The sequence below is a fragment of the Streptomyces sp. XY006 genome, from assembly GCF_002237655.1.
In the GTDB taxonomy this organism is placed as follows: domain Bacteria; phylum Actinomycetota; class Actinomycetes; order Streptomycetales; family Streptomycetaceae; genus Streptomyces; species Streptomyces levis.
This window is the reverse complement of record NZ_NOKT01000020.1, coordinates 40,838-65,914: the sequence shown is the minus strand read 5'-3', so window position 1 is coordinate 65,914 and position 25,077 is coordinate 40,838. Positions and strand designations below refer to the sequence as shown.

At 72.8% G+C, this 25,077-nt stretch carries 24 protein-coding genes and 1 tRNA gene; 10 read left to right on the top strand and 15 right to left on the bottom strand.

Going from position 1 to position 25,077, the window contains the following annotated elements:
* The first annotated feature begins 63 nt into the window (after positions 1-63).
* On the top strand, positions 64-1,767 hold the full coding sequence (locus tag CHR28_RS23230; RefSeq protein WP_179272534.1) for a DoxX family protein: 1,704 nt from the start codon (positions 64-66) through the stop codon (positions 1,765-1,767).
* A 382-nt stretch (positions 1,768-2,149) separates the two neighbouring features.
* Here the strand turns inward: CHR28_RS23230 and CHR28_RS23225 are convergent, their stop codons facing one another.
* The 3 genes from CHR28_RS23225 to CHR28_RS23215 form a co-directional block, all read right to left on the bottom strand.
* The gene (locus CHR28_RS23225; protein WP_094055620.1) at positions 2,150-2,881 is read right to left on the bottom strand and encodes a nucleotidyltransferase family protein; all 732 of its coding nucleotides are present in this window, start codon (positions 2,879-2,881) and stop codon (positions 2,150-2,152) included.
* Between the two features lie 117 nt (positions 2,882-2,998).
* Positions 2,999-3,454 carry a hypothetical protein gene (locus tag CHR28_RS23220; protein WP_094055619.1) on the bottom strand — a complete coding sequence of 152 codons (456 nt, stop codon included), beginning with the start codon at positions 3,452-3,454 and terminating at the stop codon, positions 2,999-3,001.
* A 219-nt stretch (positions 3,455-3,673) separates the two neighbouring features.
* Positions 3,674-4,762 (bottom strand): ABC transporter ATP-binding protein, encoded by a 1,089-nt coding sequence (locus CHR28_RS23215; protein ID WP_094055618.1) that lies wholly within the window; start codon positions 4,760-4,762, stop codon positions 3,674-3,676.
* 267 nt (positions 4,763-5,029) lie between these two features.
* On the opposite strand from CHR28_RS23215, the gene CHR28_RS23210 reads away from it, so the two are divergent.
* Both CHR28_RS23210 and CHR28_RS38485 read left to right on the top strand, forming a co-directional pair.
* A tRNA-Thr gene (locus tag CHR28_RS23210) sits at positions 5,030-5,103 on the top strand.
* A 75-nt stretch (positions 5,104-5,178) separates the two neighbouring features.
* Positions 5,179-5,700, top strand: a complete 522-nt coding sequence (locus CHR28_RS38485; RefSeq protein ID WP_256984357.1) for a hypothetical protein — start codon at positions 5,179-5,181, stop codon at positions 5,698-5,700.
* A 12-nt stretch (positions 5,701-5,712) separates the two neighbouring features.
* Here CHR28_RS38485 and CHR28_RS23200 read toward each other — a convergent pair whose 3' ends face one another.
* From CHR28_RS23200 to CHR28_RS23190, 3 genes are all read right to left on the bottom strand, one after another.
* Positions 5,713-6,600, bottom strand: a complete 888-nt coding sequence (locus CHR28_RS23200) for an aminoglycoside phosphotransferase family protein (protein ID WP_373453381.1) — start codon at positions 6,598-6,600, stop codon at positions 5,713-5,715.
* Between the two features lie 81 nt (positions 6,601-6,681).
* Positions 6,682-7,665, bottom strand: coding sequence for a zinc-binding dehydrogenase (locus CHR28_RS23195; protein WP_094055616.1), 984 nt, complete (start codon positions 7,663-7,665; stop codon positions 6,682-6,684).
* A gap of 62 nt (positions 7,666-7,727) precedes the next feature.
* Positions 7,728-8,888 carry an FAD-dependent oxidoreductase gene (locus CHR28_RS23190; RefSeq protein WP_094055615.1) on the bottom strand — a complete coding sequence of 387 codons (1,161 nt, stop codon included), beginning with the start codon at positions 8,886-8,888 and terminating at the stop codon, positions 7,728-7,730.
* Positions 8,889-9,015: 127 nt separating this feature from the next.
* Here CHR28_RS23190 and CHR28_RS23185 point away from each other — a divergent pair, with 127 nt between their 5' ends.
* Complete coding sequence (locus CHR28_RS23185; protein WP_256984356.1) at positions 9,016-9,693, top strand: pentapeptide repeat-containing protein; 678 nt, start codon at positions 9,016-9,018, stop codon at positions 9,691-9,693.
* Between the two features lie 16 nt (positions 9,694-9,709).
* On the opposite strand, the gene CHR28_RS23180 is transcribed toward CHR28_RS23185, so the two are convergent.
* On the bottom strand, positions 9,710-10,210 hold the full coding sequence (locus tag CHR28_RS23180) for a hypothetical protein (protein WP_094055613.1): 501 nt from the start codon (positions 10,208-10,210) through the stop codon (positions 9,710-9,712).
* A 7-nt stretch (positions 10,211-10,217) separates the two neighbouring features.
* Here CHR28_RS23180 and CHR28_RS23175 point away from each other — a divergent pair, with 7 nt between their 5' ends.
* Positions 10,218-11,708 carry a M1 family metallopeptidase gene (locus CHR28_RS23175; protein ID WP_256984373.1) on the top strand — a complete coding sequence of 497 codons (1,491 nt, stop codon included), beginning with the start codon at positions 10,218-10,220 and terminating at the stop codon, positions 11,706-11,708.
* A 371-nt stretch (positions 11,709-12,079) separates the two neighbouring features.
* Here CHR28_RS23175 and CHR28_RS23170 read toward each other — a convergent pair whose 3' ends face one another.
* Entirely contained in the window at positions 12,080-12,655 is a 576-nt protein-coding gene (locus tag CHR28_RS23170) for a TerD family protein (protein ID WP_094055611.1), read from the bottom strand.
* Positions 12,656-12,815: 160 nt separating this feature from the next.
* On the opposite strand from CHR28_RS23170, the gene arfB reads away from it, so the two are divergent.
* On the top strand, positions 12,816-13,253 hold the full coding sequence (gene arfB / locus CHR28_RS23165) for an alternative ribosome rescue aminoacyl-tRNA hydrolase ArfB (protein WP_094055610.1): 438 nt from the start codon (positions 12,816-12,818) through the stop codon (positions 13,251-13,253).
* A 183-nt stretch (positions 13,254-13,436) separates the two neighbouring features.
* On the opposite strand, the gene CHR28_RS23160 is transcribed toward arfB, so the two are convergent.
* Positions 13,437-13,904 (bottom strand): GNAT family N-acetyltransferase, encoded by a 468-nt coding sequence (locus tag CHR28_RS23160; RefSeq protein ID WP_094055609.1) that lies wholly within the window; start codon positions 13,902-13,904, stop codon positions 13,437-13,439.
* Positions 13,905-13,961: 57 nt separating this feature from the next.
* Positions 13,962-14,546, bottom strand: a complete 585-nt coding sequence (locus CHR28_RS23155) for a flavin reductase family protein (RefSeq protein ID WP_094055608.1) — start codon at positions 14,544-14,546, stop codon at positions 13,962-13,964.
* 333 nt (positions 14,547-14,879) lie between these two features.
* Here CHR28_RS23155 and cdgB point away from each other — a divergent pair, with 333 nt between their 5' ends.
* Positions 14,880-16,538, top strand: a complete 1,659-nt coding sequence (cdgB, locus tag CHR28_RS23150) for a diguanylate cyclase CdgB (RefSeq protein WP_094055607.1) — start codon at positions 14,880-14,882, stop codon at positions 16,536-16,538.
* A gap of 118 nt (positions 16,539-16,656) precedes the next feature.
* A complete protein-coding gene (locus tag CHR28_RS23145) occupies positions 16,657-17,613 on the top strand; it encodes a carbohydrate-binding protein (protein WP_094055606.1) in 957 nt (318 codons plus the stop codon).
* 15 nt (positions 17,614-17,628) lie between these two features.
* Here the strand turns inward: CHR28_RS23145 and CHR28_RS23140 are convergent, their stop codons facing one another.
* From CHR28_RS23140 to CHR28_RS23130, 3 genes are all read right to left on the bottom strand, one after another.
* Positions 17,629-18,558 (bottom strand): 1-phosphofructokinase family hexose kinase, encoded by a 930-nt coding sequence (locus tag CHR28_RS23140; RefSeq protein WP_094055605.1) that lies wholly within the window; start codon positions 18,556-18,558, stop codon positions 17,629-17,631.
* Positions 18,559-18,678: 120 nt separating this feature from the next.
* Entirely contained in the window at positions 18,679-19,890 is a 1,212-nt protein-coding gene (nagA, locus tag CHR28_RS23135; RefSeq protein WP_179272533.1) for an N-acetylglucosamine-6-phosphate deacetylase, read from the bottom strand.
* The gene (locus tag CHR28_RS23130) at positions 19,890-20,831 is read right to left on the bottom strand and encodes an ROK family protein (RefSeq protein ID WP_094055604.1); all 942 of its coding nucleotides are present in this window, start codon (positions 20,829-20,831) and stop codon (positions 19,890-19,892) included. Before CHR28_RS23130 ends, nagA begins: the two co-directional genes overlap by 1 nt.
* 155 nt (positions 20,832-20,986) lie before the next feature.
* On the opposite strand from CHR28_RS23130, the gene CHR28_RS23125 reads away from it, so the two are divergent.
* Together CHR28_RS23125 and CHR28_RS23115 are read left to right on the top strand one after the other, a co-directional pair.
* Complete coding sequence (locus tag CHR28_RS23125; RefSeq protein WP_094055603.1) at positions 20,987-22,240, top strand: ABC transporter substrate-binding protein; 1,254 nt, start codon at positions 20,987-20,989, stop codon at positions 22,238-22,240.
* Positions 22,241-22,593: 353 nt separating this feature from the next.
* Positions 22,594-22,797 (top strand): DUF3263 domain-containing protein, encoded by a 204-nt coding sequence (locus CHR28_RS23115; RefSeq protein WP_094055717.1) that lies wholly within the window; start codon positions 22,594-22,596, stop codon positions 22,795-22,797.
* 16 nt (positions 22,798-22,813) lie between these two features.
* On the opposite strand, the gene otsB is transcribed toward CHR28_RS23115, so the two are convergent.
* Complete coding sequence (otsB, locus tag CHR28_RS23110) at positions 22,814-23,644, bottom strand: trehalose-phosphatase (protein ID WP_094055602.1); 831 nt, start codon at positions 23,642-23,644, stop codon at positions 22,814-22,816.
* 8 nt (positions 23,645-23,652) lie between these two features.
* Complete coding sequence (locus CHR28_RS23105; RefSeq protein ID WP_094055601.1) at positions 23,653-25,041, bottom strand: alpha,alpha-trehalose-phosphate synthase (UDP-forming); 1,389 nt, start codon at positions 25,039-25,041, stop codon at positions 23,653-23,655.
* Positions 25,042-25,077 lie beyond the last annotated feature (36 nt).

Sequence of the window (25,077 nt, the reverse complement as noted above, 5' to 3'; positions counted from 1 at the left end):
TGACGGGGTCCGGACAGATAGGGCGGGTCAAAGCAGTGTCCTAACCCGACGTCACTCGGTTAGATGAGTGTGGACACCAGAACACCCCGCACACTCACGGGGGACCGCTCGTCGGGACTCGACGACGCTCCCGCGCTGAGCATGGTGAAGGTGCCGAGCGACCCGGCGCAGGTCATCGTCAACCACGCGAGTTTCCGCGTGCAGTTGGGCGGATCGACGCGTCGCGTCCAGTCCCCCCGGGTCGCACGGCATCTGAACGCCACCGAGGACACCGCCCGCATCCCCGTCGTCACCGCCGGGGGCGCGGCGGACGGGGCCACCACCCGGCGCCGGCCGGTCGTCTGGAGCGGCAGATCCGCGCCCGACGACACCGGCGCCCACCGGCTGCTGCAGGCCGTGCGGCACGAGAGTGTCCGGCACGCCGAGGAGCCCCCCGCCGACGCCGGCGCCACCCAGGTCATCTCGCGCGTGGACGGCCACGAGGGCGCGGGCTACGCCACCGGGTACCCGGGCGACGGCTACGAGGACGACCTCGTCCAGACCGTCGAGACCCCCGTGGTCGGCCCCCAGCGCTCCCACGACCCCGCCGACGGCACCCGGCTGCTGCCGCCCATGCGTACGGTCGGCAGCGCCTACGACGAAGCCGCCTACGACGAACCCGCCTACACGGAAGCCGATTTCGAGGAACTCCCCGGCGAGGAGGAGACGGCCGGGCGGCGCTCCAGGCGGCACGGCGACGACCCGGCGCGGCACGCCTACTACCCGGGCCGCCGCATGAACCTCGGCGTCGTCCTGCTCCCGCTGCGCGTCTTCCTCGGCTTCATCTCCATCTACGCCGGCATGGGCAAGCTGTGCGACCCCGTCTACTTCGACGGCGGCAAGCGCGGCTCCATGGTGAAGTGGCTGAACACCCTGCACCCCTGGGAAGTCGCCGAGCCGCTGCGCCAGTTCGCCCTCGAACACCCGGTGGGCTCCGGCCTGGTCATCGCCTTCGCGCAGGTCATCGTCGGCGTCCTGACGGTCCTGGGCTGCTGGCAGCGCGTCGCCGCGGCCTTCGGCGCCCTGCTCTCCGCCGCGCTGCTGGTCACCGTCAGCTGGAAGAGCGTCCCGGCCTACGAGACGCCCGACATCATCTACCTGGCCGCCTGGTCCCCGCTGATCATCGCCGGAGCGCCCGTCTACTCCGTCGACGGCCGCCTGGCCGGCAGCGCCTGGCGGCGCCTCGGCCCCCGCGCCGACATCTGGGACCTGCGCCGCTACGTGCTGCGCCGGGGCGCCCTGGTCACCGCCGTCGCCATCGGCCTGACGCTGCTCGTCGGCTCGCTGCTCGGCGGTGCCGTCCGCGACGCCGACCGGGTCGTCGTCCCGGGCCCCGGCGAGGCCCCGCGCAACGAACTGCCCGGCTCCCCGCTGCCCGGCGAGCCCGGCAAGCGGCAGGAGAAGCGGACGCCGTCGGCCTCCACCTCGCCCACGCAGGGCGCCACGGCCGGCTCGGCCAGCCCCAGCGCGGGCACCACGACCCGGCCGGACGCCACCCGCGACACCGGCACGGTCACCGGCGGCTCTCCGAGCCAGACGCAGGGCACCGGCGGCCAGGCCCCGCCCCAGCAGTCCTCCCCGGTCGACCAGGCGCCGACCACGACCTCCGGTCCCACGTCCGGCGGCAGCGCCACGGGCGGCTCGGGCTCGACCGGCGGTGGCGGCACGGGCGGCGACGGCTCCTCGTCCACGGGCCGCCCGGGTCTGGTGGGCGGCCTCCTGGGCTAGCCGCCCGGCACACGCCAAGGGCCCCGCACCGGGAGGTGCGGGGCCCTTGCCGATGCCGGGGCGCGGGCTGACCGGCTTGCCGGGAGGGGCGGGGCCTCGCCGATGCGGGGTGCCGTCCGGCCGGGAGGGGGTGGGGCCTTGTCGTTGCCGGGGTGCCGGGAGGCTGCGGACGGCGTCCTCGGCGCCCCCCTGTGGCTGGCTGGCCGGAAGTGCGGGCCCCCTTGCCGATGCCCGGTGCCGGGAGGCCGCAGACGGGTCCTCAGCGCCCCCCTGGCCGGCCGGGAGGTGCGGGGCCCGGACCTGCCTGGGCGCTGGTCGGCTGGCTAGCCGGGGGTGCGGGCCCTTGGCCATGTCCGGTGTCTGGAGGGCGCGGGTGGTGTGCTCAGCGGCTCAGGGCTGCCAGTTCCTTGGCCGCCTCCGTGAGGTCCTTCGCCGTGTCGATGGCCCGCCAGTACGAGCCCTGCGGGATCGTGAACCCGGCGAGGCGCCGCTCCCGGGCCAGATGCGGAAACGTCGTCCGCTCGTGGTCTCCGCGCTGCGGCAGCAGCCCCGCGAACTCGGGGGAGAAGACGTAGACACCCGCGTTGATCTCGAACGTCGAGGGCGGGGCCTCGATGAAGTCGGTGATGTGGCCGAAGCCGTCGGTCTTCACCGCGCCCCACGGCAGCCGGGGGCGCGCCAGCGCCACCGTCGCGATCGCGTCACGCTCGGCGTGGAAGCCGGCCATGTCGCGCAGCGAGAACCGCGTCCAGATGTCCCCGTTGGTGGCGTACCAGGGCCGGTCGGGGTGAGGGAGACGCGCCGCGGCGTACTTGAGACCGCCGCCGCGGCCGAGGGGCTCGGGCTCGACGACGGTGGTGACGGACAGGGGCAGTTCGGCCGTCTCCAGCCACTTCTGGAGCACATCGGCGAGGTGGCCGCAGGAGACCACGACGTCCGTCACGCCCTCCTCGGCGAGCCAGGACAGCTGATGGCCGATGATCGGAGTCCCCGTCCCGGGGATCTCGACCATCGGCTTGGGCCGGTCGTCGGTGTACGGACGCAGCCGGGAGCCCTGGCCGCCGGCCAGAACGACGGCTTGAACGGGGCGGGACGCGGCGTTCGGATCGCTCATGAGACCGAACTGTACGTGGCGTCCCGCCCGGGGCGACGGGGGGAAGAGGCTTCCCGCGTCGTGTGTGACGGGCTTTCTCGCCCTGCTGGTCCGGCGGCCTGCGCCGGAGTGGGGCGCTCAGCTGTGTGCCGCGGCGACACCTGTGGCGAAGGCCGTGTCGCAGACCGGGCGGGCGTAGGACTGGGCGCGGGTCGGGCCATAGACCCGGACGGCCGCCTCGCCGAGGGCCCGGGCGATGGACTTGCAGTGCTTCGCCAGCGACGGGCGGCCGTTGACGGCCTGCTGGAGGTGGGTGAGGGCGACGCCCGGGTTCTCCTCCTGCAGCTCGGTCAGCAGCCTGTCGCGCAGGACGTCCTGCGGGGCGCGCTTGGCGGCGCGGGAGGCGCCGGCGGACGTGGCGGTGTCCGCTGCGGTGAGCACCGGGTCGGTGGAGTAGCCCGACCAGTTGACTCGGGTGACCGCGAGGGTCCCGGAGAGCACCAGGACGACGGGCAGGACGAAAGCGAGGGTGCGGCCGATCCGGCGGGCGGGGCCCCGGCCGCGTCGCGTCTGTGGGTTGTTGGAGTGCTTCACGCGTGTGAGGGTAGCGCCCGGTAATGGTTTGTAGACATTTAGTCACCGGTTCGGGGGATGAGGAAGTGCCCCTTTTTGGGTACTGGGTTGACGCACAACGCTCGAAACGTCCGGTCTGCCGGGGTATTTGTCGACAACGAGAAGGGCCCCGCAGCAGCTCGCGGGGCCCTTCTTCGTCAACCTGGGTGATTCACCCGGGGTTGTGCGTTCGCCGGTTGATCAGTCGGAGAGGCGCTCGCCGCTCGACGTGGAGAACACGTGGGTCTCGCCGGAGCGCGGGACGACGCGCAGCTGGCTGCCCTTCTCCGGGACGTCACGGCCGTTGACGCGGACGACGAGGTCCTTGGAGTCGTCGCCGAGCTTGGCGGTGCCGTAGACGTAGGCGTCGGCGCCGAGCTCCTCGACGACGTTGACGGTGACGGCGAGACCCTGGTCGGACTCGGGGCCGGCCACGTCGAAGTGCTCGGGGCGGACGCCGACCGTGACGGTCTTGTCGCTGGTGGCGGAGAGCGCGTCACGCTGCACCGGCACGACCGAGTTGCCGAACTTCACGCCGCCGTCGGTGACCGGCACCTCGACCAGGTTCATGGCCGGGGAGCCGATGAAGCCGGCGACGAAGAGGTTGGCGGGCTTGTCGTACATGTTGCGCGGGGTGTCGATCTGCTGGAGCAGACCGTCCTTGAGGACCGCCACGCGGTCGCCCATCGTCATGGCCTCGACCTGGTCGTGGGTGACGTAGACGGTGGTGATGCCGAGGCGGCGCTGGAGGGAGGCGATCTGCGTACGCGTGGAGACACGGAGCTTGGCGTCCAGGTTGGACAGCGGCTCGTCCATGAGGAACACCTGCGGCTCACGCACGATGGCGCGGCCCATGGCGACACGCTGGCGCTGACCGCCGGAGAGGGCCTTCGGCTTGCGGTCGAGGTACTCGGTGAGGTCGAGGATCTTCGCGGCCTCCTCGACCTTCTGCCGGATCTCCGCCTTGTTGACGCCGGCGATCTTGAGCGCGAAGCCCATGTTGTCGGCGACGGTCATGTGCGGGTAGAGCGCGTAGTTCTGGAACACCATGGCGATGTCCCGGTCCTTCGGCGGCAGGTGGGTGACGTCGCGGTCACCGATGCGGATGGCGCCGGCGTTGACGTCCTCGAGCCCCGCGAGCATGCGGAGCGAGGTGGACTTGCCGCAGCCGGACGGGCCGACGAGGACGAGGAACTCGCCGTCCTCGATGTCGATGTCGAGCGCGTCGACGGCGGGCTTGGTGGAGCCCGGGTAGATCCGGGTCGCCTTGTCGAACTGCACAGTGGCCATGGTGGATGAACCCCTTCTACCGGCAGGAACGTGCCGGACGATCCGAGTAGGAAGGCGGTGCCACGACGGTGTTCCGTTGTGGTGTAGTCCACGCGTGTGAACTGGCTCAGGACGGTACCTGGCGTTCACACGTCTGTCAGTAGTTCCGGGCATGTGAACTTCGCGGAAATTTTCGATCCGGACCGGGGGTGGCCCCAACTCCGTGGCTCCGGGTAACGGCCTCTGTGTACAGTGGTGCCGCCTCGCGCACGGCGTCGTAGCGCGCGCGCCTCCTTAGCTCAGCTGGCCAGAGCAACGCACTTGTAATGCGTAGGTCGTCGGTTCGAATCCGACAGGGGGCTCTGCTGAAACCCCAGGTCGGAACTGCTCCGACCTGGGGTTTTGTCGTCAGGGGGGAGGGCGGTGTCCTTCTCGCGATGACCAGGACGGGCTTCTACGGAAAGCGGTTCATGCGTCGCGTTGTGCAACTTCTTGTCGTGGTGCCGGCTGCTGCGTTCGTCGTCGGATGCAGTGGCGGTGGATCAGGGGGCGAGGGAGGGGCGCCGGAGGGTTCGCGGCCGGGTGCTTCGTCCTCTGGGGTGAGCGGCCAGGAGAAGGTGCTGGAGAAGCGGGTTGAGAAGGTGCTGGGTGTGGGCGGGGTGGACGGGTCGGGGGACTCGTTCGTGGAGTCGGGGGTGGAGCGTGTGCGGGATGGGATTCATACCCGGTCCGTCTTGTCGGCCGGCGCGTCCTACTCCTTGGCGGTCGTCTGCTCGGGGGCCGGGGAGGTCCGCCTCACCGTGTCGGTGAAACGTTCCGCGCCGCGGACCGTGGCGTGTGACGGTGTTCCGGTCCGGCAGCGTCTTGTGGAGGTGCCGGCTCACGTCGAGGTCGATGTCGACGGCCTCGCGGGAGCCTCCGGGATCGTCGGCTGGCGCATCGACGAGGTGACCGGGTAGGCGTCTGGGACCTCAGGGATTCATCAGGCGGCGGGCCATTTCCAGTTGTTGCTCGTCGACCGGGTTGCCGTCCTCCAGGTCCCAGAGGGTGTTCTGCAAAAGGCGGCCGAGGGTCCAGGCCCGGGCGCGGGGGCGGTCCAGGGCGAGGATGTCGGTCATGGCGTCGAAGCGCCAGCGGATGTCGTCCGCGTCGTAGCGGTTGGCCAGGGCCGGCCAGAGGTCGAAGCCGGGGTCGCCCGCCAGGGGCTTGGGGTCGATGGCGAGCCAGGGGGCGCGGTCGGAGGCCAGGACGTTCTCGTCGTGCAGGTCCCAGTGCAGGAGGCGGTCGCCCGGTTCGTCGACGACCTCGCGGACGGCGGCCGCGCAGTCCGCGATCAGACCGCGTGCCTCCGGGTCGGCGATGCGGGCCAGTGCCCGTGGGGTCTGGTCGAGCATGTCGCGGGCGATGTCGCCGAGGCGGCGCAGGCCGGGCGGGGCGGGGGAGGAGGTGAGGTGGGCGAGGAGTCCGGCGATCGTGGTGACGGCCCGGTGTGCGTCCGGGACGTGGGAGAGCATCCGGGTCTCGTCGAGGCGTTCCAGCAGCATCGTGCCGGTGGGCTCGTCGTGGTCGAGGAGGCGGACGGCCCCGTCGCCGTCCCAGAAGCGCAGGGCGACGGGCTCGCCCTCGCTCTCCTCGTCGAGGATCTGGAGCTTGAGGACCGCGGGCGTACCGTCCCGGTCGCGGACCGGGAGGACCAGGGCGGAGACGCCGTGCATGGGCGGTCCGTCGGGTGTCAGCGCCCAGTGGTCGAGGAAGCGGGCCGCCTGATCCGGCAGCGCGGCGATGAAGGCCCGGCCCGCCTCCCCGTTGTACTTCTCCTGTGCGGCGGCCAGTTCCCGGGGAATCTCGATCACGTCCAGGCACGGTAGTGGGGCGGGCCGGGGGCGTCATGTGAATAAGGGACAGGGGGGAAGGGGCTGCTGTGGTGCCGGAGGCCGGGGTCAGGGCTCCAGGACCACCTTGCCGATCGTCCCCCGGTTCTCCAGCGCGCGGTGCGCCGCCGCGGCCCCGGCGAGCGGGAAGCGCTGCACGGCCGGGGTGAGCCGGCCCGCGGCGGCCTCGGTCAGGGCGCGCAGCTCCAGGGTGCGGACGGGGTCGGGGCCGCCGGCCTTCTGCAGCATCACGGGGCCGAGGACCTGCTCCGACACCCCCTCGACCAGGTAGGGCCCGCCGTCCCGGATGCCCTCGCCGGACCAGCCGAAGACGATGTGCCGGCCGCCGGGGCCGAGCAGGGCGACGGCCTCGCGGGCCACGTCGCCGCCGACGCCGTCGAAGACGACCGTGGCGGTCCGGCCGCCGAGGTGGGCACGGACCTTCCCGGGCCAGTCCGGGTCCGTGTAGTCGACGGCGAGGTCGGCGCCGCCGGCGCGCACCCGGGCGACCTTCTCCGGCCCGCCCGCCAGCCCGACGACGGTCGCGCCGGCGTTCTTGGCGTACTGCACGAGGAGGGTGCCGATGCCCCCCGCGGCCGCCGGGACGACCGCGACCGTGTCGGGGCCGGGCTCGGCGAACTGCAGGATGCCCATCACCGTACGGCCCGTGCCGATCATGGCGACGGCCTCGGCGAAGTCGAGGTTCCCGGGGATCTCGTGCAGGCGTCCGGCGTCGGTGACGGCCAGCTCGGCGTAGCCGCCGGGAACGAATCCCAGGTGGGCCACGACCCGCTTGCCGAGCCAGCCCGGGTCGACGTCCGCGCCCAGGGACTCCACGACGCCGGCGACTTCGCGGCCTGGGATGGTGGGCAGGGGCGCCGGCTCCTGCGCGGGGCCGCCCGGCATGCCCTCGCGCAGGGCCGCGTCCAGGAGGTGGACGCCCGCCGCCTTCACGGCGACACGGACCTGGCCGGGGCCGGGGCGGGGGTCCTCGGTCTCCTCGTAGATGAGGTTCTCGGCCGGGCCGAAGGCGTGCAGGCGGATGGCGTGCATGGCGGGCTCCTCGTGTGGTCGGGGCTGTGCGCTTCGTGGTCGGTCGGCCCCAGCGTTCAACCTCAAGCTTGCTTCAGGTCAAGCTCGTGCCGGCCGAGGGCCAGGGACACCGCCGTCAGGGCGCTGTTGAAGGAGACCTCCGAGAGCACACCGGGGGCCGCGACCTGGTCGCCGGCGAGGTACACGCCGTCGCCCCGGTCCACGGCCGGCCGGTCGCGCCAGCTGGTGCCGGGCAGGTCGACCGCGCCCGTCCGGCCCTTCGCCACGGCCTCGCGCCGCCAGGTGACGCGCTCGCGCCAGCCCGGGAAGCCCAGGTCGAGCAACTGCTCGGCGCGGGCGGTGCCGTCGGCCTTCGACTCGTGCGGGGCGATCGGGAGCTGGCCCTGGATCAGCTGCTCGCCGGCCGGGGCGAGCGTGCGGTCCTGGGCGGTGAACCGCTCCAGCCAGCCGGGCGCGTCCAGGTCGGAGACCGCGAAGGCGTCCCCGCGGCGCGTGCGCACGGCCAGGTCGACGAGGACGGTACGGCCGCTCGGCCAGCTCAGCGAGTCGTCGCCGAGCAGGCGCCGGGCGGCGTCGAGGGAGGTCGCGACGACCACGGGCGAGTCGGTGGGGAGCGTGTCGACGCGTGACAGGGTCTCCACCCGCACGCCCAGGTTCCAGGCGCGGGCGGCCATCCGGTCGATGATGCTCGACCAGCCGCCGCGCGGGTAGTGCGCCTCGGGCGGCAGCTTGGTGGCGCGGCGCAGCCGCTCCTGCACGAACGCGGCCGACAGCGATCCGGGGTCGTGGTGGAAGAGGGCGACGGCGGAGTAGTGGGCGGCGGCCCGGGCACCCTCCTCGCCCGCGACGCCGGTCGCCCAGGTGAGGAAGTCGACGTCCACCGGCGCCTGCGCGGCGTTCCGGCGCAGCAGCTTCAGCATCGCGAAGGGCGGGGTCCGGCGCAGGACGCCGTGGTGGCGCAAGCGCAGCCGGGCGGCCTCCAGGGGCGGCAGCGGGGCGAGCGGGCCGATGAGGTCGCGCTGCTTGAGCCAGGCCCAGTGCGGGCCGCCGTTGTAGAGGGCGTGCGGCCCCTCGTTGGTGCGGTAGGGGCCCTCGGCGGTGCGGGCCCGGCCGCCGAGGGTGTGGTGGGCCTCGTGGACGGTGACCTCGGCGCCGGCCTCGGCGGCGGTGATGGCCGCGGTCAGTCCGGCGAAGCCGCCGCCGATGACGGTGATGCGTTGCATGACTGGGGATCTCCCTCGGGTCGGGGTCGCCTTCTGCAGGTACGACCGAACGACGGCCCGGAATGTGACATGGCTGGATTCGGTGCAGGTCAGGAGCGTTGTCAGTGGCGTGGTGCAGCATGGGGGGATGGCGAGGAGAGCGGCGGGCGGTACGGGTGTGAAGGGCGCGCGGCGACCGGAGGTGCGGCTGCCGGTGCTGGAGCCGTACGAGGGGGGCGGCCTGGAGCCGGACGGGGACTACGACGGGCTGGAGTTCCGGGAGCGGGATCTGTCCGGGCAGGACGGCTCGGGCGCGCGGTTCATGGACTGCGCGCTGAAGGGCTGTGCGCTGGACGAGACGCGGCTGCGGCACGCCCGCGTGCTGGACTCGGCCCTCACCGGCGTCCGGGGCGTCGGCACCGACCTCGCCGAGACGACTCTGCGCGATGTGGAGCTGACCGACGCCCGGCTCGGCGGACCGCAGCTGCACGGGGCGGTGCTGGAGCGGGTGGTGATCCGCGGTGGCAAGATCGACTATCTGAATCTGCGCACGGCCCGGCTCAGAGACGTCGTCTTCGAGGGCTGTGTGCTCGTCGAGCCGGACTTCGGCGGGGCCCGCCTGGAGCGGGTCGAGTTCGCCGACTGCGTGCTGAAGGGGGCCGACCTCCACGCGGCGACCCTGGTGGACGTCGACCTGCGCGGGGCCGCGTCCCTGGAGATCAGCCGCGGCCTGGACCGGCTCGCCGGGGCGGTGATCAGCCCGGCCCAGCTGCTGGACCTGGCCCCGGTGCTGGCGGCGCAGTGGGGGATCAGGGTGGAGGGCTGACCGCCGGCGTGGTGGGCTAGGGCAGGCGGGGGAAGCGGGCCTGGAGGGTCCAGATCGCCGGGTTCTCCGCTAGGTCGTCGTGCAGGTCCGTCAGGTCGGCGATCAGGTCGTGCAGGAAGTCCCGCGCCTCGCGGCGCAGTTCGGCGTGGGAGACGGTGAGCGGGGGCTCCTCCGCGCGCATCCAGTCGGCCTCGATGTCCACCCACCCGAAGCGGCGCTCGAAGAGCATGCGGTCGGTCGACTCGGTGAAGTCCAGCTCCGCCCGCTGCGGCCGGGACGCCCGGGAGCCCGCCGGGTCCCGGTCGATCCGCTCCACGATGTCGCACAGCGCCCATGCGAAGTCCAGCACCGGCACCCACCCCCAGGCCGTGGAGACCTCGTGGTCGGTCTTGGTGTCCGCCAGGTAGACGTCACCGCAGAACAGGTCGTGCCGCAGGGCGCGGACGTCCGCGCGGCGGTAGTCGGTCTGCGGCGGGTCGGGGAAGCGGTTGGAGAGGGCGTAGCCGATGTCGAGCACGCAGGTGATGGTGTCACGCGACCGTAGGATCGCGGGCGTGGCCCGATCTGCACGACTTGTCCCCGCCCTGCTCGCCGGTCTCCTCGCCCTCACCGGCTGCGGGGGCGGAGTGCACGGCACCCCGGGCGGCTCCGGCGTACGCGACCCGTTCTTCCCCAAGGCGGGCAACGGCGGCTACGACGTCTCCCACTACGGCCTGCGCCTGGCCTACGACCCGGACGCGCACCGCCTCACCGGCACGGCCACCCTCACCGCCCGGGCCACCCAGGACCTCTCGGCCTTCAACCTCGACCTGCTCGGCCTGGAGGTCGAGAAGGTCACCGTCGGTGATGAGATCGCCCGGTTCAACCGGGCGGGGCAGGAGCTCACGGTCCGGCCGCGTGAGGACGTCGACCGGGACGAGACGTTCCGGGTGACCGTCCGCTACTCCGGCGCGCCCGAGACGGTCACCGACCCGGACGGTTCCCGGGAGGGCTGGCTGCGCACGGCGGACGGGGTGCTCGCGCTGGGCGAGCCGACCGGCTCCATGACGTGGTTCCCCGGCAATCACCATCCTTCCGACAAGGCGGCGTACGACCTCGCGGTGACCGTGCCGCAGGGGCTGCGGGCCGTGTCCAACGGGGAGTTGCGCGGCGAGAGCACCGCGCGGGGCCGGACGACGTTCGAGTGGCGGACCTCCGAGCCGATGGCGAGCTACCTCGCCACGCTTGCCATCGGCCGCTTCGACATCGGCCGCTTCGGCACCGGCCGCGACATCGGCCGCTTCGACATCGGCCGCTTCGGCGCCGGCCGGTCCCAGGCCGAACGCGGACTGCCCGTCTACACGGCCGTCGACCCCGCGGAGGCGGAGGCGAGCCGGCCGGTGCTGGGGCGGATCCCGGAGGTGCTGCGGTGGGCGGAGCGGCGGTTCGGGCCGTATCCGTTCTCCTCGACCGGCGCGATCGTGGACCACGCGCCCGACCTCGGCTACGCGCTGGAGACCCAGACCCGGCCGGTCTTCCCGGGCGCCCCCGACATCACGCTCCTCGTCCACGAGCTCGCGCACCAGTGGTACGGCGACTCCGTCTCGCCACGCAGCTGGCGGGACATGTGGCTGAACGAGGGCTTCGCGACGTACGCGGAGTGGTTGTGGGAGGAGGAGCACGGCGGGCGGAGCGCGCAGGAGACCTTCGACGCGCTGTACTCCGGCGAGTACTTCGCCACGCGGGAGGCCGGGGAGGCCGTCTGGGCGTTCCCGCCGGCGGATCCGCCGAGCGCCGCGCGGATCTCCGACCCGCCCGTGTACTGGCGGGGGGCGATGGTGCTGCAGAAGGTCCGTCAGGCCGTCGGGGACGACAGGTTCTGGGGGATTCTGAAGGGGTGGGCGGCGGAGTACCGGTACGGGAACGCCGATACGGCCGACTTCACGGCGTACGTGGAGTCGCGGGCGCCAGGGGTGGATTTCCAGGGGATCTGGGAGGAGTGGCTGTATGGGGAGGGCAGGCCGGAGAGGGCCTGAGCGGGGTGGGGAGGGGCGGTGGTACGAGGATCCGGGGGGCTCGGGTGCGTGGTGCGGTGCCGGTGGGTGGGGGCTTGTCGCGCAGTTCCCCGCGCCCCTTGGGGAGAAGCCGCCCGGGCCTCTGAGGAGGAGCCGCCCGCGTCCCTGAGGGAGAGGCTGCCCGGGCCTCTGAGGAGGAAGCGCCCGCGTCCCTGAGGGACAAGCCGCCCGCGCCTCTGAGGAGGAGTCGCCCGCGTCCTGAGGGAGAGGCCGCCCGGGCCTCTGAGGAAGAAGCGCCCGCGTCCCTGAAGACGAGCCGCCCATGTCCCTGAGGGAGAAGCCCCCCGGGCCGGTTTTCCGGCCCGGGGTTTGCTTCGGTGGCTCGGTGTGGGTCAGACGTTTACGCCGAAGTCCTGGGCGATGCCGACCAGGCCCGAGGCGTAGCCCTGGCCTACGGCGCGGAACTTCCACTCGGCGCCGTTGCGGTAGAGCTCGCCGAAGACCATGGCCGTCTCCGTGGCCGCGTCCTCCGACAGGTCGTAGCGCGCGATCTCGGCGCCGCCGGCCTGGTTGATGATGCGGATGTAGGCGTTGCGGACCTGGCCGAAGTTCTGGCTGCGGTTCTCGGCGTCGTAGATCGACACCGGGAAGACGATCTTGTCGATGTCGGCCGGGAGGGCGGCGAGGTTGACGTTGATCGCCTCGTCGTCGCCGGCGCCCTCACCCGTGCGGTTGTCACCGGTGTGGACGATGGAGTTGTCCGGCGTCTGCTTGTTGTTGAAGAAGACGAAGTGGGCGTCCGAGTAGACCTTGCCCTGGTTGTTGACCGCGATCGCGGAGGCGTCGAGGTCGAAGTCCGTGCCGGTGGTGGTGCGGACGTCCCAGCCGAGGCCCACGGTGACGGCGGTCAGGCCCGGAGCCTCCTTGGTGAGCGAGACGTTGCCACCCTTGGACAGGCTTACAGCCATTGTTGGGAGTCCCTTCCCTCGTTTACGTGCTGCAGAGAAGCTGCGGCACAGAAGCTACAGCTACCCCCATGAACGTGGAGAGGGGTACGCGAGGTTCCAGCTCCTTTACTTTCTTTACTCGCGGATATTCGGGTGACGTGGACCGGACAGGAGCGGGAACATGGACGGCATGTCCGGTCCTCATGTCATCCGCGGCTCCGTCTCCCTGCCCGAGGCCGAGCTCATGTGGCGTTTCTCGCGTTCCTCGGGGCCGGGCGGGCAGCACGTCAACACCAGTGACTCCAAGGTCGAGCTGAGTTTCGACCTGGCGCGGACCGAGGCGCTGCCGGAGGTGTGGAAGCGGCGGGCGCTGGAGCGGCTGGCCGGCCGCCTGGCCGACGGCGTGATCACCGTGCGGTCCTCCGAGCACCGCTCCCAGTGGCGCAACCGCGAGGCCGCCGCCGTACGCCTGGCCGCGCTGCTGGCCGAGGCCACGGCGCCCCCGCCCAAGCCCCGCAAGCCGACCCGTATCCCGCGCGGCATCAACGAGCGCCGGCTGCGGGAGAAGAAGCAGCGCGCCGAGACCAAGCGCGGACGCTCCTCGCAGGGCTGGAGCTAGGCCCTGTCGTTTGGATCACGGCGCAGACGCGGGTCCTGGCACGCACATCTGCCGCGTTGTCGTCACTCGCCGATGCTCCGCATCGACTCCCTCCTCCGCCTTGCAGCTGCACGCACCAGGCCCCGCTCACCGGCGTTCGACAGGTGCTGCCGATGCCCTGCGCCGTGATCCAAACGACAGGCCCTAGCGCAGCTCCAGCACCCCCACCGTCTCGCCGCCGCTGGTCTCGCCGTTCGGGCGGAAGCCGAGGCTCAGGTAGAAGCCCTCGGGTCCGTCCGGGCCCGGGTGCCAGGTGACGTGGAGCCGCTCGCTGCCGCGGCGGCGCAGCTCTCGCGCGACCGACTCGACGGCGAAGCGGCCGTACCCCATGCCCTGCTCACCGGCCGCGATGTTCAGCCGCCACAGGCCCGAGCGGCGGACACTGCCGTCGCCGAACCAGTCGATGTCGAGGAAGGCCATCAGGAAGCCGACCGGGCGGTCACCGTCGAGGATCAGCCGCGTCCAGGCGACCCCCGGGTGCACATAGGCCTCCGCCAGCGACTTCACGACCGGGGCGACCGCGTGCTCCTGGGCGGCGTGGACGCGGATGCCGAGGGCGGCGTCCAGGTTGGCCGGGGTGATCTCTTCGAGGCGGGGGCCGGTCGTCGTCATGGGCGCACCCTAGGCGGGCGGCCCGCTGGTCGCCGAACGGTTTCTGCGGCCGGTCTGTCAGCCCAACTGCCGGTAGCGGCCGCGGAAGTACGTCAGCGGGCCGCCCTCCGCGCTGGGCACGCGGGCGGTGAGGACCCGGCCGATCACCAGGGTGTGGTCGCCCGAGAGCACGCGCTGTTCGGTGCGGCACTCCAGGACGGCCAGGGCGCCTCCGACGAGGGGCGCGCCGGTGTACTCGCCGCGGGTGTACGGGATGTCGGCGAACAGCAGGCGGTCGCTGACGCGGCCCTTCATGGCGAAGCGGCCCGCGATGTGCCGCTGGCTCTCGGACAGCACCGAGACCGCCCACAGCTCCTGCTCCTCCAGCAACTCGTCCATGCGGGAGCCGTTGCGCAGGCTCACCAGCACCAGGGGCGGGTCCAGGGACACCGACATGAAGGCCGTGGCCGTCATGCCCACGTCCTCGCCGCCGGGCGCCGTGGGGTCGTCCGGGTCGAGCGGCGCCTCCTGCGCGGTCACCAGGACCACGCCCGAGGCCAGCCGGGACATGGCGGCGCGGAACTCGTCGTTGCTCACCCCCTCAGCATGCCCGGAGGCGGGCGACGGAATGATCGGGGACGTGGCAGCGGGAGTGTTCGGCACGACGGAAACGCTAATCTCCCTCTCGCGCGCCGCGCATCGGGCCCTCGCCCGATCACGGTCCTAGGACCAGCGACGGACGCGGGGAGCGGGCCGGAGAAACATGTGCGCACCCCGACAAACTCTGCGTTCGGGAGCCGCACGTGAAGAACGCAGAAACTCCACTCAATTGTTCAGGTTTACCTGTGACTTGAGTCACAAGGGGCAGGAATTGTTGACCCTGTGTACCGAGTGGGCAGCGCGCTGTGATTCAGTGGCGGGGAAGCTGCCAGGACGTACGCCGATGAGAACCCTTGATTCTTGATTCGCTGCGAGGTACTCGGGGGGAGGGCGAGCATGGAGACCGAGTCGGAGCCCTATGTCCGTCTTGCGTCCCTGCGACAACTGCACCAGGTCATGGCCGACATGAACACGGCCCGCAGCCTGGCGGACACACTGCAGACGGTCGCGGAGGGCGTCGTCGCCGCCCTCGGGTACGAGCTGGCGTGCGTGAACCTCGTACGGCCGGACGGCGACCTGGTCGTCGCCGCCTTCGCCGGGAACCCCGCCGCCGAGGCCCTCATCACCGGCCGCGTCGGCTCGCGCGACTCCTGGGAGCGGCGCCTCGGCATGGGTGAGCACTGGGGCGACCTGGTGTTCATACCGCACACCGAGGGCTGGGTCCTCGACGACGACGACGTCCCGCAGTGGTACACCGACGGCCCCGCCCCCCGCTTCGAGGACGAGTGGCATCCGGCCGACCGGCTCTTCGCGCCGATGTACGCGCCCGCCCCGAAGGGCAGCGGTACGTGCGGCGAGCTGATCGGCGTGCTCTCCGTGGACCGCCCGCGCAACGGCCGCCGGCCCGGCGCCTGGGGCCGTGAGGCGCTCCAGATGTACGCCTTCCAGGCCGCCATCGCCATCAGCAACGCGCGTCTGCGTGCGAACATGCAGCGCGCCCTGGTCCGCCTGGAGCGCGAGCAGCAGGCGCTGCGGGCGAGCGAGGAGAGCTTCCGGCAGGCCTTCGAGTACGCCCCGTCCGGCATGGCCATCGCCGAGATGGGCGGCGACCAGCACGGCCGGATCCTGCGCACCAACGACGCCCTGTGCCGGCTGCTGGGCCGGCCGGCCTCCGCGATGCGCCGCTACTCGTTCTCCGACCTGGTCCACCCCGAGGACATAGGCACGCTGCTGCGGACCTCGGCCGAGGGCGGCCGCGCCGAGCTGCGCCTGGGCCGCCGGGACGGCACGTACGTCTGGGTCAGCCTGCGCAACAGCGTGGTCGCGGACGCCGCCGACGGCCCGCGGTTCCTGCTCACGCACGTCGAGGACATCGAGGAGCGCAAGCGCCGCGAGCTGCAGCTCGCCCACCGCGCCTCGCACGACTCGCTCACCGGCCTGCCGAACTCCGCGGAGCTGCGCTCCCGGCTCTCCGCGCGCCTGTGCCGGCGAGCCGCCCCGCACTCCGCCACCGCCGAGTCCCACGACGCGGCCTACGGCCACCCCGCCTTCGACGTGGTGGGGCCCGGGTTCGACTTCCGGCAGGGCGGGGAGCCGTACGACGCCTACGACCACCACGTCCACACCGTCGCCCCGGACGGCGAGCACGACGACGGCACCAAGGGCCTCGCGGTGCTCTTCTGCGACCTCGACGGTTTCAAGTCGATCAACGACCGGTTCGGGCACAACGCGGGTGACGCGGTGCTCATCGAGGTCGCCCGGCGGCTGAGCAACGGCGTGCGCGACGGCGACACGGTCGCCCGGCTCGGGGGTGACGAATTCGTCATCCTGGCCGACGGGCTCGGCCGGGCCGACGCGCAGGACCTCGCGGTCCGCCTGCGCAACGAGATCATCCAGCCCATCCGCGCCGAGGGGCGGGCCGTCCGCGTGGGCGCCAGCTTCGGCATCGGATGGGCACACTGTGGAATGACGGCGGACGAAGTGTTGAAATCCGCTGACGAGCGGATGTACGTCGAGAAACGATCTCGTCCCAAACAACACAGACGCGCGGGGTGAACCCCAGGTCAGCGAGTTGATGCGGTCTGAGTCACCTGTTTGGGTCACTGGGAGCGGGTAGGCTCGCGTTCTCACGACCCGTACCGCACGCACCGCACCTGACTGAGGAGACCAAGGGATGACGCCCGGCAACAACGGCGCGAGCACGCCCGAGGACGACGACCCGTTCGGCTATCTCTACGCCGACGGGCAGGCCAACGGAGCCCAGCCGCCGTCCGGTGGCTACGGCTACCCGAACTCGGTCAACCGGGTGCGGACGGTGGGCACGCGCCAGTACGGCCAGCAGCCGCAGCAGGCGCCCTACGGGCAGGTTCCGCAGCAGCAGGGCGCGTACGGCCAGCCGAGCGCCCACTACGCGGCGCCGGAGACGCTGCCCGGCGGTGCTCCCACGACCCAGACGGCGATGGCGTCCGGCGGTCACGGCGGTCACGGCGGCCGGGGTGGACGCGGGCCCAACACCAAGGGGCTGCTGATCGGCGCGATCGCGGTGGTCGCCGCGGTCGTGATCGGCATCGGCGTGGCGATGGTCGGCGGCGACAAGGACAAGGGCGAGTCGGACGGCGCGTCGGGCACGACCCCGACCCAGTCCGAGGAGTCGAAGCCGAGCCCTTCGGCCACCAAGGCCGACGGCGGGAGCGAGGCCGACCTGCCGACCATCGACGCCAAGGCGCTGCGCCTCGGCGGTGGCGCGGCACTGGCCCAGGACGTGCAGGGCGCCCAGTCCGACGGCGGCATCTACGTGGGCAACCTCAACCAGCCCGGCTCCTCGGTCACGTGGACCGTCAACGGCGTCCCCAAGGACGGTGTGTACACCGTCTTCGCCCGGTACAGCACGGTCGACGAGGACCAGAAGATGACGCTGACCGTGAACGGCAAGCCGTTCGGCAGCAAGCTGAACATGGGCAACTTCACCGGCGCCAAGGGCGGCGACTTCGCCAAGGGCTGGACCGAGACCTACGCCTGGCCGACCCTGAACAAGGGCACGAACACGATCACGGTCTCCTGCGAGGCCGGCGACAAGTGCAACGTCCTGCTGGACCAGCTCCGGCTGAAGGCGGGCCAGGTCAAGGACTGAGCCCGCCCGGCGCGCTCACGCCGCGGTGACCTCAGCCGTCACCGCCACCTTCTCCAGCAGTTCCTCGTACAGCCCCCGGTCGAACTCCCCGGCCGCCGGTGCGCTCACCGTTGCCGTCGCCAGGGCCGTGGCCCGGGTCAGGCGGTCCGGCCAGGGGAGGTGGTCCGCCAGGCCCGACAGCAGGCCCGCGACCGCGGAGTCGCCGGCGCCCGTCGGGTTCCCCCGGACCGGGGCCGGCGGGGTGGCCCGCCAGCGGCCTTCGCGGGTGGCTGCCAGAAGGCCCTCGGGGCCGAGGGACGCGACCACCGCGCCGGCGCCCCGCCTGCGGGCGTCCTGGGTGGCGCGCAGGGGCTCGTAGGAGCCGGTCAGCTCCGCCAGCTCGTCCGCGTTCGGCTTGATGATGTCGGGGCGGGCGGCGACGCCCCGGCGCAGCGGTTCACCGCTGGTGTCGAGCAGGACCGGGACCCCGGCGGCCCGGGCCGTGCGGACCAGGCCCGCGTACGCGCCCACCGGCACGCCCGGCGGCAGGCTGCCGCACAGGGCCACCGCAAGGACGCCGTGGAGCAGGTCCGCGTAGGCCTCCTGGAAGGCCGACCACTCGGCGGGGGTGATCACCGGGCCCGGTTCGTTCAGCTGGGTCGTGTCGCCGGTGCGTTCGTCGACCACGGCTATGGTGCGGCGGGTCGCGCCGGAGACCGGCACCAGGGCGTCCGCCACCCGCGGGACCTCCGCGAGCTTCTCCTGGACGACCCGGCCCGTCGCCCCGCCCTTGAAACCGGTCACCGTCACCTCGTGCCCGAGCGCCGCCAGGACCCGGGCGACGTTGACGCCCTTGCCGCCGGGGCGTTCCGTCACCTCGGAGACGCGGTGGGAGGCGTGCGGCCTGAGGGACCCCACGCGGTAGGTGATGTCGAGAGCGGTGTTCAGTGTGACCGTGAGGATCACCTGGGCCGACCTCCCCCGATGCGCTGGCTGACATGAACGGTCCGGAAGCTCGATCATGCCAAAGAGACGGCGGTCGGCCCAGTCCTGGAGCCGGCCACCGTCTCCCGACTGCGGGATGGATCAGCCCAGTTGGGGACCGACCACCCATTCGCCCCGGCGCATCACGCCCTTGAGTTCGAACGCGGAGTCCAGCAGGACCAGGTCGGCGGATTTCCCGGGCTCCAGTGAGCCGATCGTGTCGTCCAGGCCGAGCAGGCGGGCCGGGGTGGCCGACAGCGCCGTCACGGCGTCCTCGACGGACAGGCCGTCGACGGTGACCGCCCGCTGGAAGGCCCGGTCCAGCGTGAGGGTCGAGCCGGCGATCGTGCCGTCCGCCAGCAGCCGGGCCACGCCGTCGGCGACCTCCACCTCCAGGGGGCCCAGCCAGTAGCGCCCGTCGCCGAAGCCTGCGGCGTCCATCGCGTCCGTGATGAAGGCGACCCGGTGGGCGCCCGCGTGGTGGAACGCCAGCTGCAGCGCGGCCGGGTGCAGGTGCGTGCCGTCGTTGATCAGCTCGACCGTGATCCGCTCGTCCTCCAGGAGCGCGGTGATCGGGCCGGGGGAGCGGTGGCCCACCGGCGGCATCGCGTTGAACAGGTGCGTGGCGACGGTGGCGCCCGCGTCGATGGCCTCGACCGTCTGCTCGTAGGTCGCGTCCGTGTGGCCGACGGCCGCGATCACGCCGTGGTCGGCGAGCAGGCGGACGGAGTCCAGGCCGCCGGGCAGCTCGGTGGCCAGCGTGACCATCTTCGCCCGGCCCCGGGCGGCGTCGATCAGCTTGCGGACCTGCGCGGGGTCCGGATCGCGCAGCAGCTCCTCGGAGTGGGCGCCCTTGCGGCAGGGGGAGATGAACGGTCCCTCGAAGTGGATGCCGGCGATCTCGCCCTGCTCGGCGAGTTCGCTGAGCAGGCCCGCGCGCCGGGCGAGGGAGTCCATGCCGCCGGTGACGGTGGAGGCGACCAGGGTGGTCGTGCCGTGCAGGCGGTGGGTGTGGATGCCCTTGAGGATGTCGTCGACCGAGCCGGAGGTGAAGGACGCTCCGCCGCCGCCGTGGTTGTGGAGGTCGACGAAGCCGGGGACCACGTAGTGGCCGGTGGCGTCGATGACGTGGGCGTTCTCGGGGGCGGTGGCGGCGATGCGGGTGCCGTCGACGGCCAGCCGGCCGTTGTCGACGGTTCCTGTGGGGAGGACCACGGTCGCGCCGGTCAGGACCGTGGGGCGGTCGGCCGTGGCGGGGTGCGGGTGGTGGGTGGCTGGTCGCGCAGTTCCCCGCGCCCCTGGGTGGGCTGCCATCAGGGCGTTACCTCCATACGGTCGGTCGATGCCAGAAGATCCCAGGCCAGCAGGCCCGCCCCCAGACAGCCGGCACCGTCCCCCAGCGCTGCCGGGACGAGTGACGGCTGCTTCTGGAAGGTGATGCGGCTGCGGATCGCTTCCCGCAGGGGTGTGAACAGGGTGTCCCCCGCCTCCGCCAGACCGCCGCCGATGATCAGCGTGCGCGGGTCCAGCAGGGTCAGGGCCGTGACCAGGCCGTCGGCCAGGGCGTCCACGGCCTGCTGCCAGACCGCGAGGGCCCGGGGGTCGCCGGCGTCCACCGCCTTGGCGCAGTCCGCCGCGTCCGCGCCCGGGGTGCCGGAGGCGGCCGCCCACGCCTCGCTCACGGCCGCCGCCGACGCGAAGCGCTCCAGACATCCGCGCTGGCCGCAGGGGCAGGGGGCCCCGCCGGGGCGTACGACGATGTGGCCGATCTCGCCCGCGAAGCCGTGCGCCCCCGCCTCCACCCGGCCGTCGACGCCGATGGCGCCCGCGATGCCGGTGCCCAGCGCCACGAAGAGGAAGCGGTCGGCACCCCGGCCCGCCCCGACCCGGCCCTCGGCGAGGCCGCCGGTGCGCACGTCGTGCCCGAGGGCGACCGGGATGCCCAGCCGCTCGGTCAGCAGGCCGCGCAGCGGGACGTCGCGCCAGCCGAGGTTGGCCGCGTAGACGGCGGTGCCCTCGGCCTCGTCGACGATGCCGGGGACGGCCACGCCGGCGGCGGACGCGGGCGTGCCGAGCCGTTCGGTGCCGTAGGCGCGCAGCTCGGCGGCGAAGTCGAGGATGCCGGCGACCACGGCGTCCGGTCCCTGGGCGCGCCCGGTGGCCCGGCGGGCCCGGTGCAGGACCTCGCCCTCCGGCCCGGTCAGGGCGGCTTTCATCCCGGTGCCGCCCACGTCGAGGGCGATGACATGTCTCACGGAGAACAGTGTGACCCGGGGACCCGCAAGAGGTCTAGTCCACTCACGTGGTGTAGACCTTAATCCGGATATCGAAAAGTTTCGGGTGGCGGACCGGGCCGGAGTGCGGTGCGGGACGCCAGGGTTGGGGAAGAACTGCGGTGCAGCGTCGGCGTATGGCAGGAACGATCGCGGTGGCGTCCGCACTGGGCATGACGGCGGTCCTCGGCGGCTGCGGCGTCACGGGCGGCTCGGGGGACGTCACCCTGAAGCTGGTCGCCGCCGACTACGGCGACAGCGCGGCCAACAGCTCGAAGAAGTACTGGGACAAGCTCGCCGCGGAGTACGAGGCCGACCATCCGGACGTCACGATCGACGTCAGCGTCTACTCCTGGAACGACGTCGACCGCAAGGTCCGGGAGATGGTCTCGGCCGGTGACCCGCCGGACATGGCGCAGATCGGCGCCTACGCGGACTACGCGGCGCAGAACCAGCTCTACAAGGCCGACGAGCTGCTCTCCATACCCGTGCAGGCCGACTTCGTCGGTCAGCTGGCCTCCGCGGGCCAGGTCAAGGGCGTGCAGTACGGCATGCCGTTCGCCTCCTCCACCCGCGTGCTCTTCTACAACAAGACGCTCTTCGCGAAGGCCGGCGTCACCCCGCCCGAGAGCTGGGACGACCTGGCCGACGCCGCCGAGGCGCTCAAGGCCGAGGGCGTGAAGTACCCCTACGCGCTGCCCCTCGGCCCCGAGGAGGCGCAGGCCGAGACCATGCAGTGGATGCTCAGCGGCGGGGGCGGCTACACCGACAGCGTCGACAGCTACGGCATCGACTCCCCGGAGAACATCGAGACCTTCACCTGGCTGAAGGACGAACTGGTCGGCAAGGACCTGACCGGGCCGGTCGCGCCCGGCGAGCTCAACCGGGCCGACGCGTTCGCCGCCTTCGCCAAGGGCCAGGTCGGCATGCTCAACGGCCACCCCTCCCTGATGAAGATGGCCGGGGACAAGGGCGTGAAGTACGGGATGGTGCCCATGCCCGGCAAGGAGGGCCCGAGCAAGTCCACGCTCGGTGTGGCCGACTGGATGATGGCCTTCCGCGAGAACGGGCACCGCGACCAGATCGGCGACTTCCTCGACTTCGTCTACAGCGAGAAGAACGTGCTGGCCTTCTCCCGCGAGTACGACCTGCTGCCGGTCACCGCCTCCGCGTCGGCGACCATGACCGCCGCCGACCGGGACAAGCACCTCAGGCCGTTCCTGGAGGAGCTGCTGTCCTCGGAGCTGTATCCGGTCGGCAAGACCTCCTGGGCCGACGTCAGTGCCCTGGTCAAGACGCAGATCGGCAAGGCCGTCGCCCCCGGCGGCAGCCCCACGGGCGTCCTCGGCCACCTCCAGGCGGCGGCGGTCCGGGCGGAGAGCGCGGAGTAGGCCCCCTGTCGGTGGCGGGCGTTACGGTGCCGTCCATGGACGAGGACAAGGACGCGGGCGGGGGCGCGGGCAGGGACGCGGGCACCAGCGCGGTCAGCGACGCCGGTGGGGGCGCGGGCAAGGGCGCGGGCAGGGGCGGCGGCGGGGGCGCGGGCAGCGCGGGCAGCGACGCGGGCAGGGACGCGGGTACCAGCGCGGTCAGCGACGCCGGCGGAGGCGCGGGCAGCGCGGGCAGCGACGCGGGCAAGGGCGCGGGCGGGGACGCGGGCAGCGACGCAGGCAGGGACGCGGGCAGCAGCGCGGGCAGCGACGCCGGCGGGGGCACGGGCGGCGGTGGGCTCGGGCGGCGGGAGCTGGACATTCTCGCGCTGGAGCGCCGCGGTTTCCCCGGGCCGGGCGCGAAGGAGCGGGCCGTGCGCGAGGAGCTGGGCCTGGCGCCCGTGCGCTACTACCAGCTCCTCAACGCCCTGCTGGACGACCCGCGGGCCCTGGCCCACGATCCGGTGACGGTCAACCGGCTGCGGCGGATACGGGAGCGGCGCCGGTCGGAACGCTGATCGGCGGCGAGAGGGCTCAGCCCATCCGATCGGCCAGCTCGCGCAGCAGCGCCACGACGCCCTCCGGGCCGTCCACCACCACGTCCGCCCGCTCCCGCAGCTCGGTCACCTCGTCGCTGCCGCTGCACACCAGCAGGCCCGGAGTGCCCTCCTCGCGCAGGGCGTCGACGGCCGCGTAGGCGGGCAGGTCGCCGAGGTCGTCCCCGGCGTAGAGGACGGACTCCGCGCCGATCTCCCGGGCGAGGGCGCGCAGGGCGACGCCCTTGTCCATGCCGGGCGGGCGCAGTTCCAGGACCATGCGGCCGGGCTCGACGATCAGGCCGTGCCGGTCCGCCAGGGCCGTCAGCGGTGCGCGCAGGGCCTCGAAGGCCGCCTGCGGATCGGGCGCCCGACGGGTGTGGACGGCCACGGCCCGGCCCTTGTCCTCGACGAAGGTCCCGGTGCCGTCGAGCAGCCCGGGCAGCTCGGCGCGGACGGCCGCCACACCCGGATGCGGCTCGGGCGTGCTCACCTCACCGCTGCGGGCGTCCCAGCGCTCGGCGCCGTAGTGCCCGAGGACGACCAGGTGTTCCAGGCCCGGTACGCCGGCGAAGGCGCCGTTGCGTACGGCGACCGCGGCCGGCCGGCCCGTGATCACCGCCACGGCGGCGACCTTCGGCGCGAGCGCGGCCAGCGCGGGCACGGCGTCCGCGTGGGCCCGGGCCAGCTCCGGGTCGGCGACGATCGGCGCGAGCGTCCCGTCGAAGTCCAGGCCGATCAGGGCCTTGCCGGGGCGGGCCAGCAGGGCGTCCAGGCCCTCCAGGCCCGCCTTGGTGGTGGGCGTGGGCAGCGGCTGCGACGCGGGCATCGGGCCGCTCATCCCTGCAGTGCTTCCAGCTGGTCCAGGAACCACCGCGCCGGCGGCAGCGCCGTGGCCGCCGCCGCGAGGCGCTTGCTGCGCTCGGCCCGCTCCTCGGGGCGCATCGACAGCGCCTCGTGCAGGGCGGCGGCCGTGCCCGTGATGTCGTAGGGGTTGACCGTGATCGCGTCCTCGCCGAGCTCCTCGTGCGCCCCGGCCTCCCGGGACAGCACCAGCGCGCAGCCCCCGTCGGAGACCACCGGGACCTCCTTGGCGACCAGGTTCATGCCGTCGCGGATGGGGTTGACGAGGGCGACGTCGGCCAGCCGGTAGGCGGCCAGGGAGCGGGCGAAGTCGTCCTTGACGTGCAGCACGACCGGTGTCCAGCCCGGCGTGCCGAACTCGGCGTTGATCTCGTCCGCGAGGCGCTGCACCTCGGCCGTGTAGTCCCGGTACACCGCGAGGTCCTGCCGCGAGGGGTAGGCGAAAGCCACGTGCACCACGCGCTCGCGCCACTCGCCGTGGGCCTGGAGCAGCCGCCGGTAGGCCAGCAGGCCGCGCACGATGTTCTTGGACAGCTCGGTGCGGTCGACCCGGACGATGGTGCGCCGGCCCTCGCCGATCTCCTCGCGCAGCGCGGCCATCCGCTCCTCGACGTCCTGCCGGTGCGCGCGCTCGCGCAGGAAGTCCGCGTCGGCGCCCAGCCCGTGCACGCCGATGCGCGTGCCGCCGAGCCCGCCCGCGAACCGCTCCGCGCACGCGGTGAAGGCGTCCGCCCAGCGCTGGGTGAGGAAGCCCAGCCGGTCCGCGCCGAGCATGCCGCGCAGCACCTGCCCGGCCACGTCGTCCGGCAGCATCCGGAAGTACTCGGGCGGCGCCCACGGCGTGTGCGAGAAGTGCCCGATCCTGAGGTCCGGGCGCAGCTCGCGGAGCATGCCCGGCACCAGCGTCAGGTGGTAGTCCTGCACCACGACCACCGCGCCCTGCGCCGCCTCCTCGGCCAGCGCCTCGGCGAACGCCCGGTTGTACGTCTCGTAGGACGCCCACTGGCGCCGGAACTCCGCGTCGAAGACCGGCTCCAGCGGTGTCTGGTAGAGCATGTGGTGCACGAACCACAGCACCGAGTTGGCGATGCCGTTGTAGGCGTCGGCGTGCACGTCGGCCGGGATGTCCAGCATGCGCACGCCGTCCTCGCCGGCCCCGCGCCGGACCGCCTCCCGGTCGCCGTCGGACAGCGCCGAGCAGACCCACAGCGCGTCCGCGTCGGAGCCGATCGCGGAGAGCCCCGAGACCAGTCCGCCGCCGCCCCGCTTGGCGTCCAGCGAACCGTCCTCACCGACCGTGTAGGAGACCGGGCCCCGGTTGGAGGCCACCAGTACCCGTGCAGAACCGTACGTCGAACCCATAGGCCTCAACCTAGCCCGGCCTGTAAACGCTCAAAC

Excerpts from the sequence above, each read along its gene's own strand:
- CHR28_RS23230 (WP_179272534.1), top strand. The coding sequence starts at position 64 with ATGAGTGTGGACACCAGAACACCCCGCACACTCACGGGGGACCGCTCG.
- CHR28_RS23225 (WP_094055620.1), bottom strand. The coding sequence starts at position 2,881 with ATGAGCGATCCGAACGCCGCGTCCCGCCCCGTTCAAGCCGTCGTTCTG.
- CHR28_RS23215 (WP_094055618.1), bottom strand. The coding sequence starts at position 4,762 with ATGGCCACTGTGCAGTTCGACAAGGCGACCCGGATCTACCCGGGCTCC.
- CHR28_RS38485 (WP_256984357.1), top strand. The coding sequence starts at position 5,179 with ATGACCAGGACGGGCTTCTACGGAAAGCGGTTCATGCGTCGCGTTGTG.
- CHR28_RS23195 (WP_094055616.1), bottom strand. The coding sequence starts at position 7,665 with ATGCACGCCATCCGCCTGCACGCCTTCGGCCCGGCCGAGAACCTCATC.
- CHR28_RS23190 (WP_094055615.1), bottom strand. The coding sequence starts at position 8,888 with ATGCAACGCATCACCGTCATCGGCGGCGGCTTCGCCGGACTGACCGCG.
- CHR28_RS23185 (WP_256984356.1), top strand. The coding sequence starts at position 9,016 with ATGGCGAGGAGAGCGGCGGGCGGTACGGGTGTGAAGGGCGCGCGGCGA.
- CHR28_RS23175 (WP_256984373.1), top strand. The coding sequence starts at position 10,218 with ATGGTGTCACGCGACCGTAGGATCGCGGGCGTGGCCCGATCTGCACGA.
- CHR28_RS23170 (WP_094055611.1), bottom strand. The coding sequence starts at position 12,655 with ATGGCTGTAAGCCTGTCCAAGGGTGGCAACGTCTCGCTCACCAAGGAG.
- arfB (WP_094055610.1), top strand. The coding sequence starts at position 12,816 with ATGGACGGCATGTCCGGTCCTCATGTCATCCGCGGCTCCGTCTCCCTG.
- CHR28_RS23160 (WP_094055609.1), bottom strand. The coding sequence starts at position 13,904 with ATGACGACGACCGGCCCCCGCCTCGAAGAGATCACCCCGGCCAACCTG.
- cdgB (WP_094055607.1), top strand. The coding sequence starts at position 14,880 with ATGGAGACCGAGTCGGAGCCCTATGTCCGTCTTGCGTCCCTGCGACAA.
- CHR28_RS23145 (WP_094055606.1), top strand. The coding sequence starts at position 16,657 with ATGACGCCCGGCAACAACGGCGCGAGCACGCCCGAGGACGACGACCCG.
- nagA (WP_179272533.1), bottom strand. The coding sequence starts at position 19,890 with ATGGCAGCCCACCCAGGGGCGCGGGGAACTGCGCGACCAGCCACCCAC.
- CHR28_RS23125 (WP_094055603.1), top strand. The coding sequence starts at position 20,987 with ATGGCAGGAACGATCGCGGTGGCGTCCGCACTGGGCATGACGGCGGTC.
- otsB (WP_094055602.1), bottom strand. The coding sequence starts at position 23,644 with ATGCCCGCGTCGCAGCCGCTGCCCACGCCCACCACCAAGGCGGGCCTG.
- CHR28_RS23105 (WP_094055601.1), bottom strand. The coding sequence starts at position 25,041 with ATGGGTTCGACGTACGGTTCTGCACGGGTACTGGTGGCCTCCAACCGG.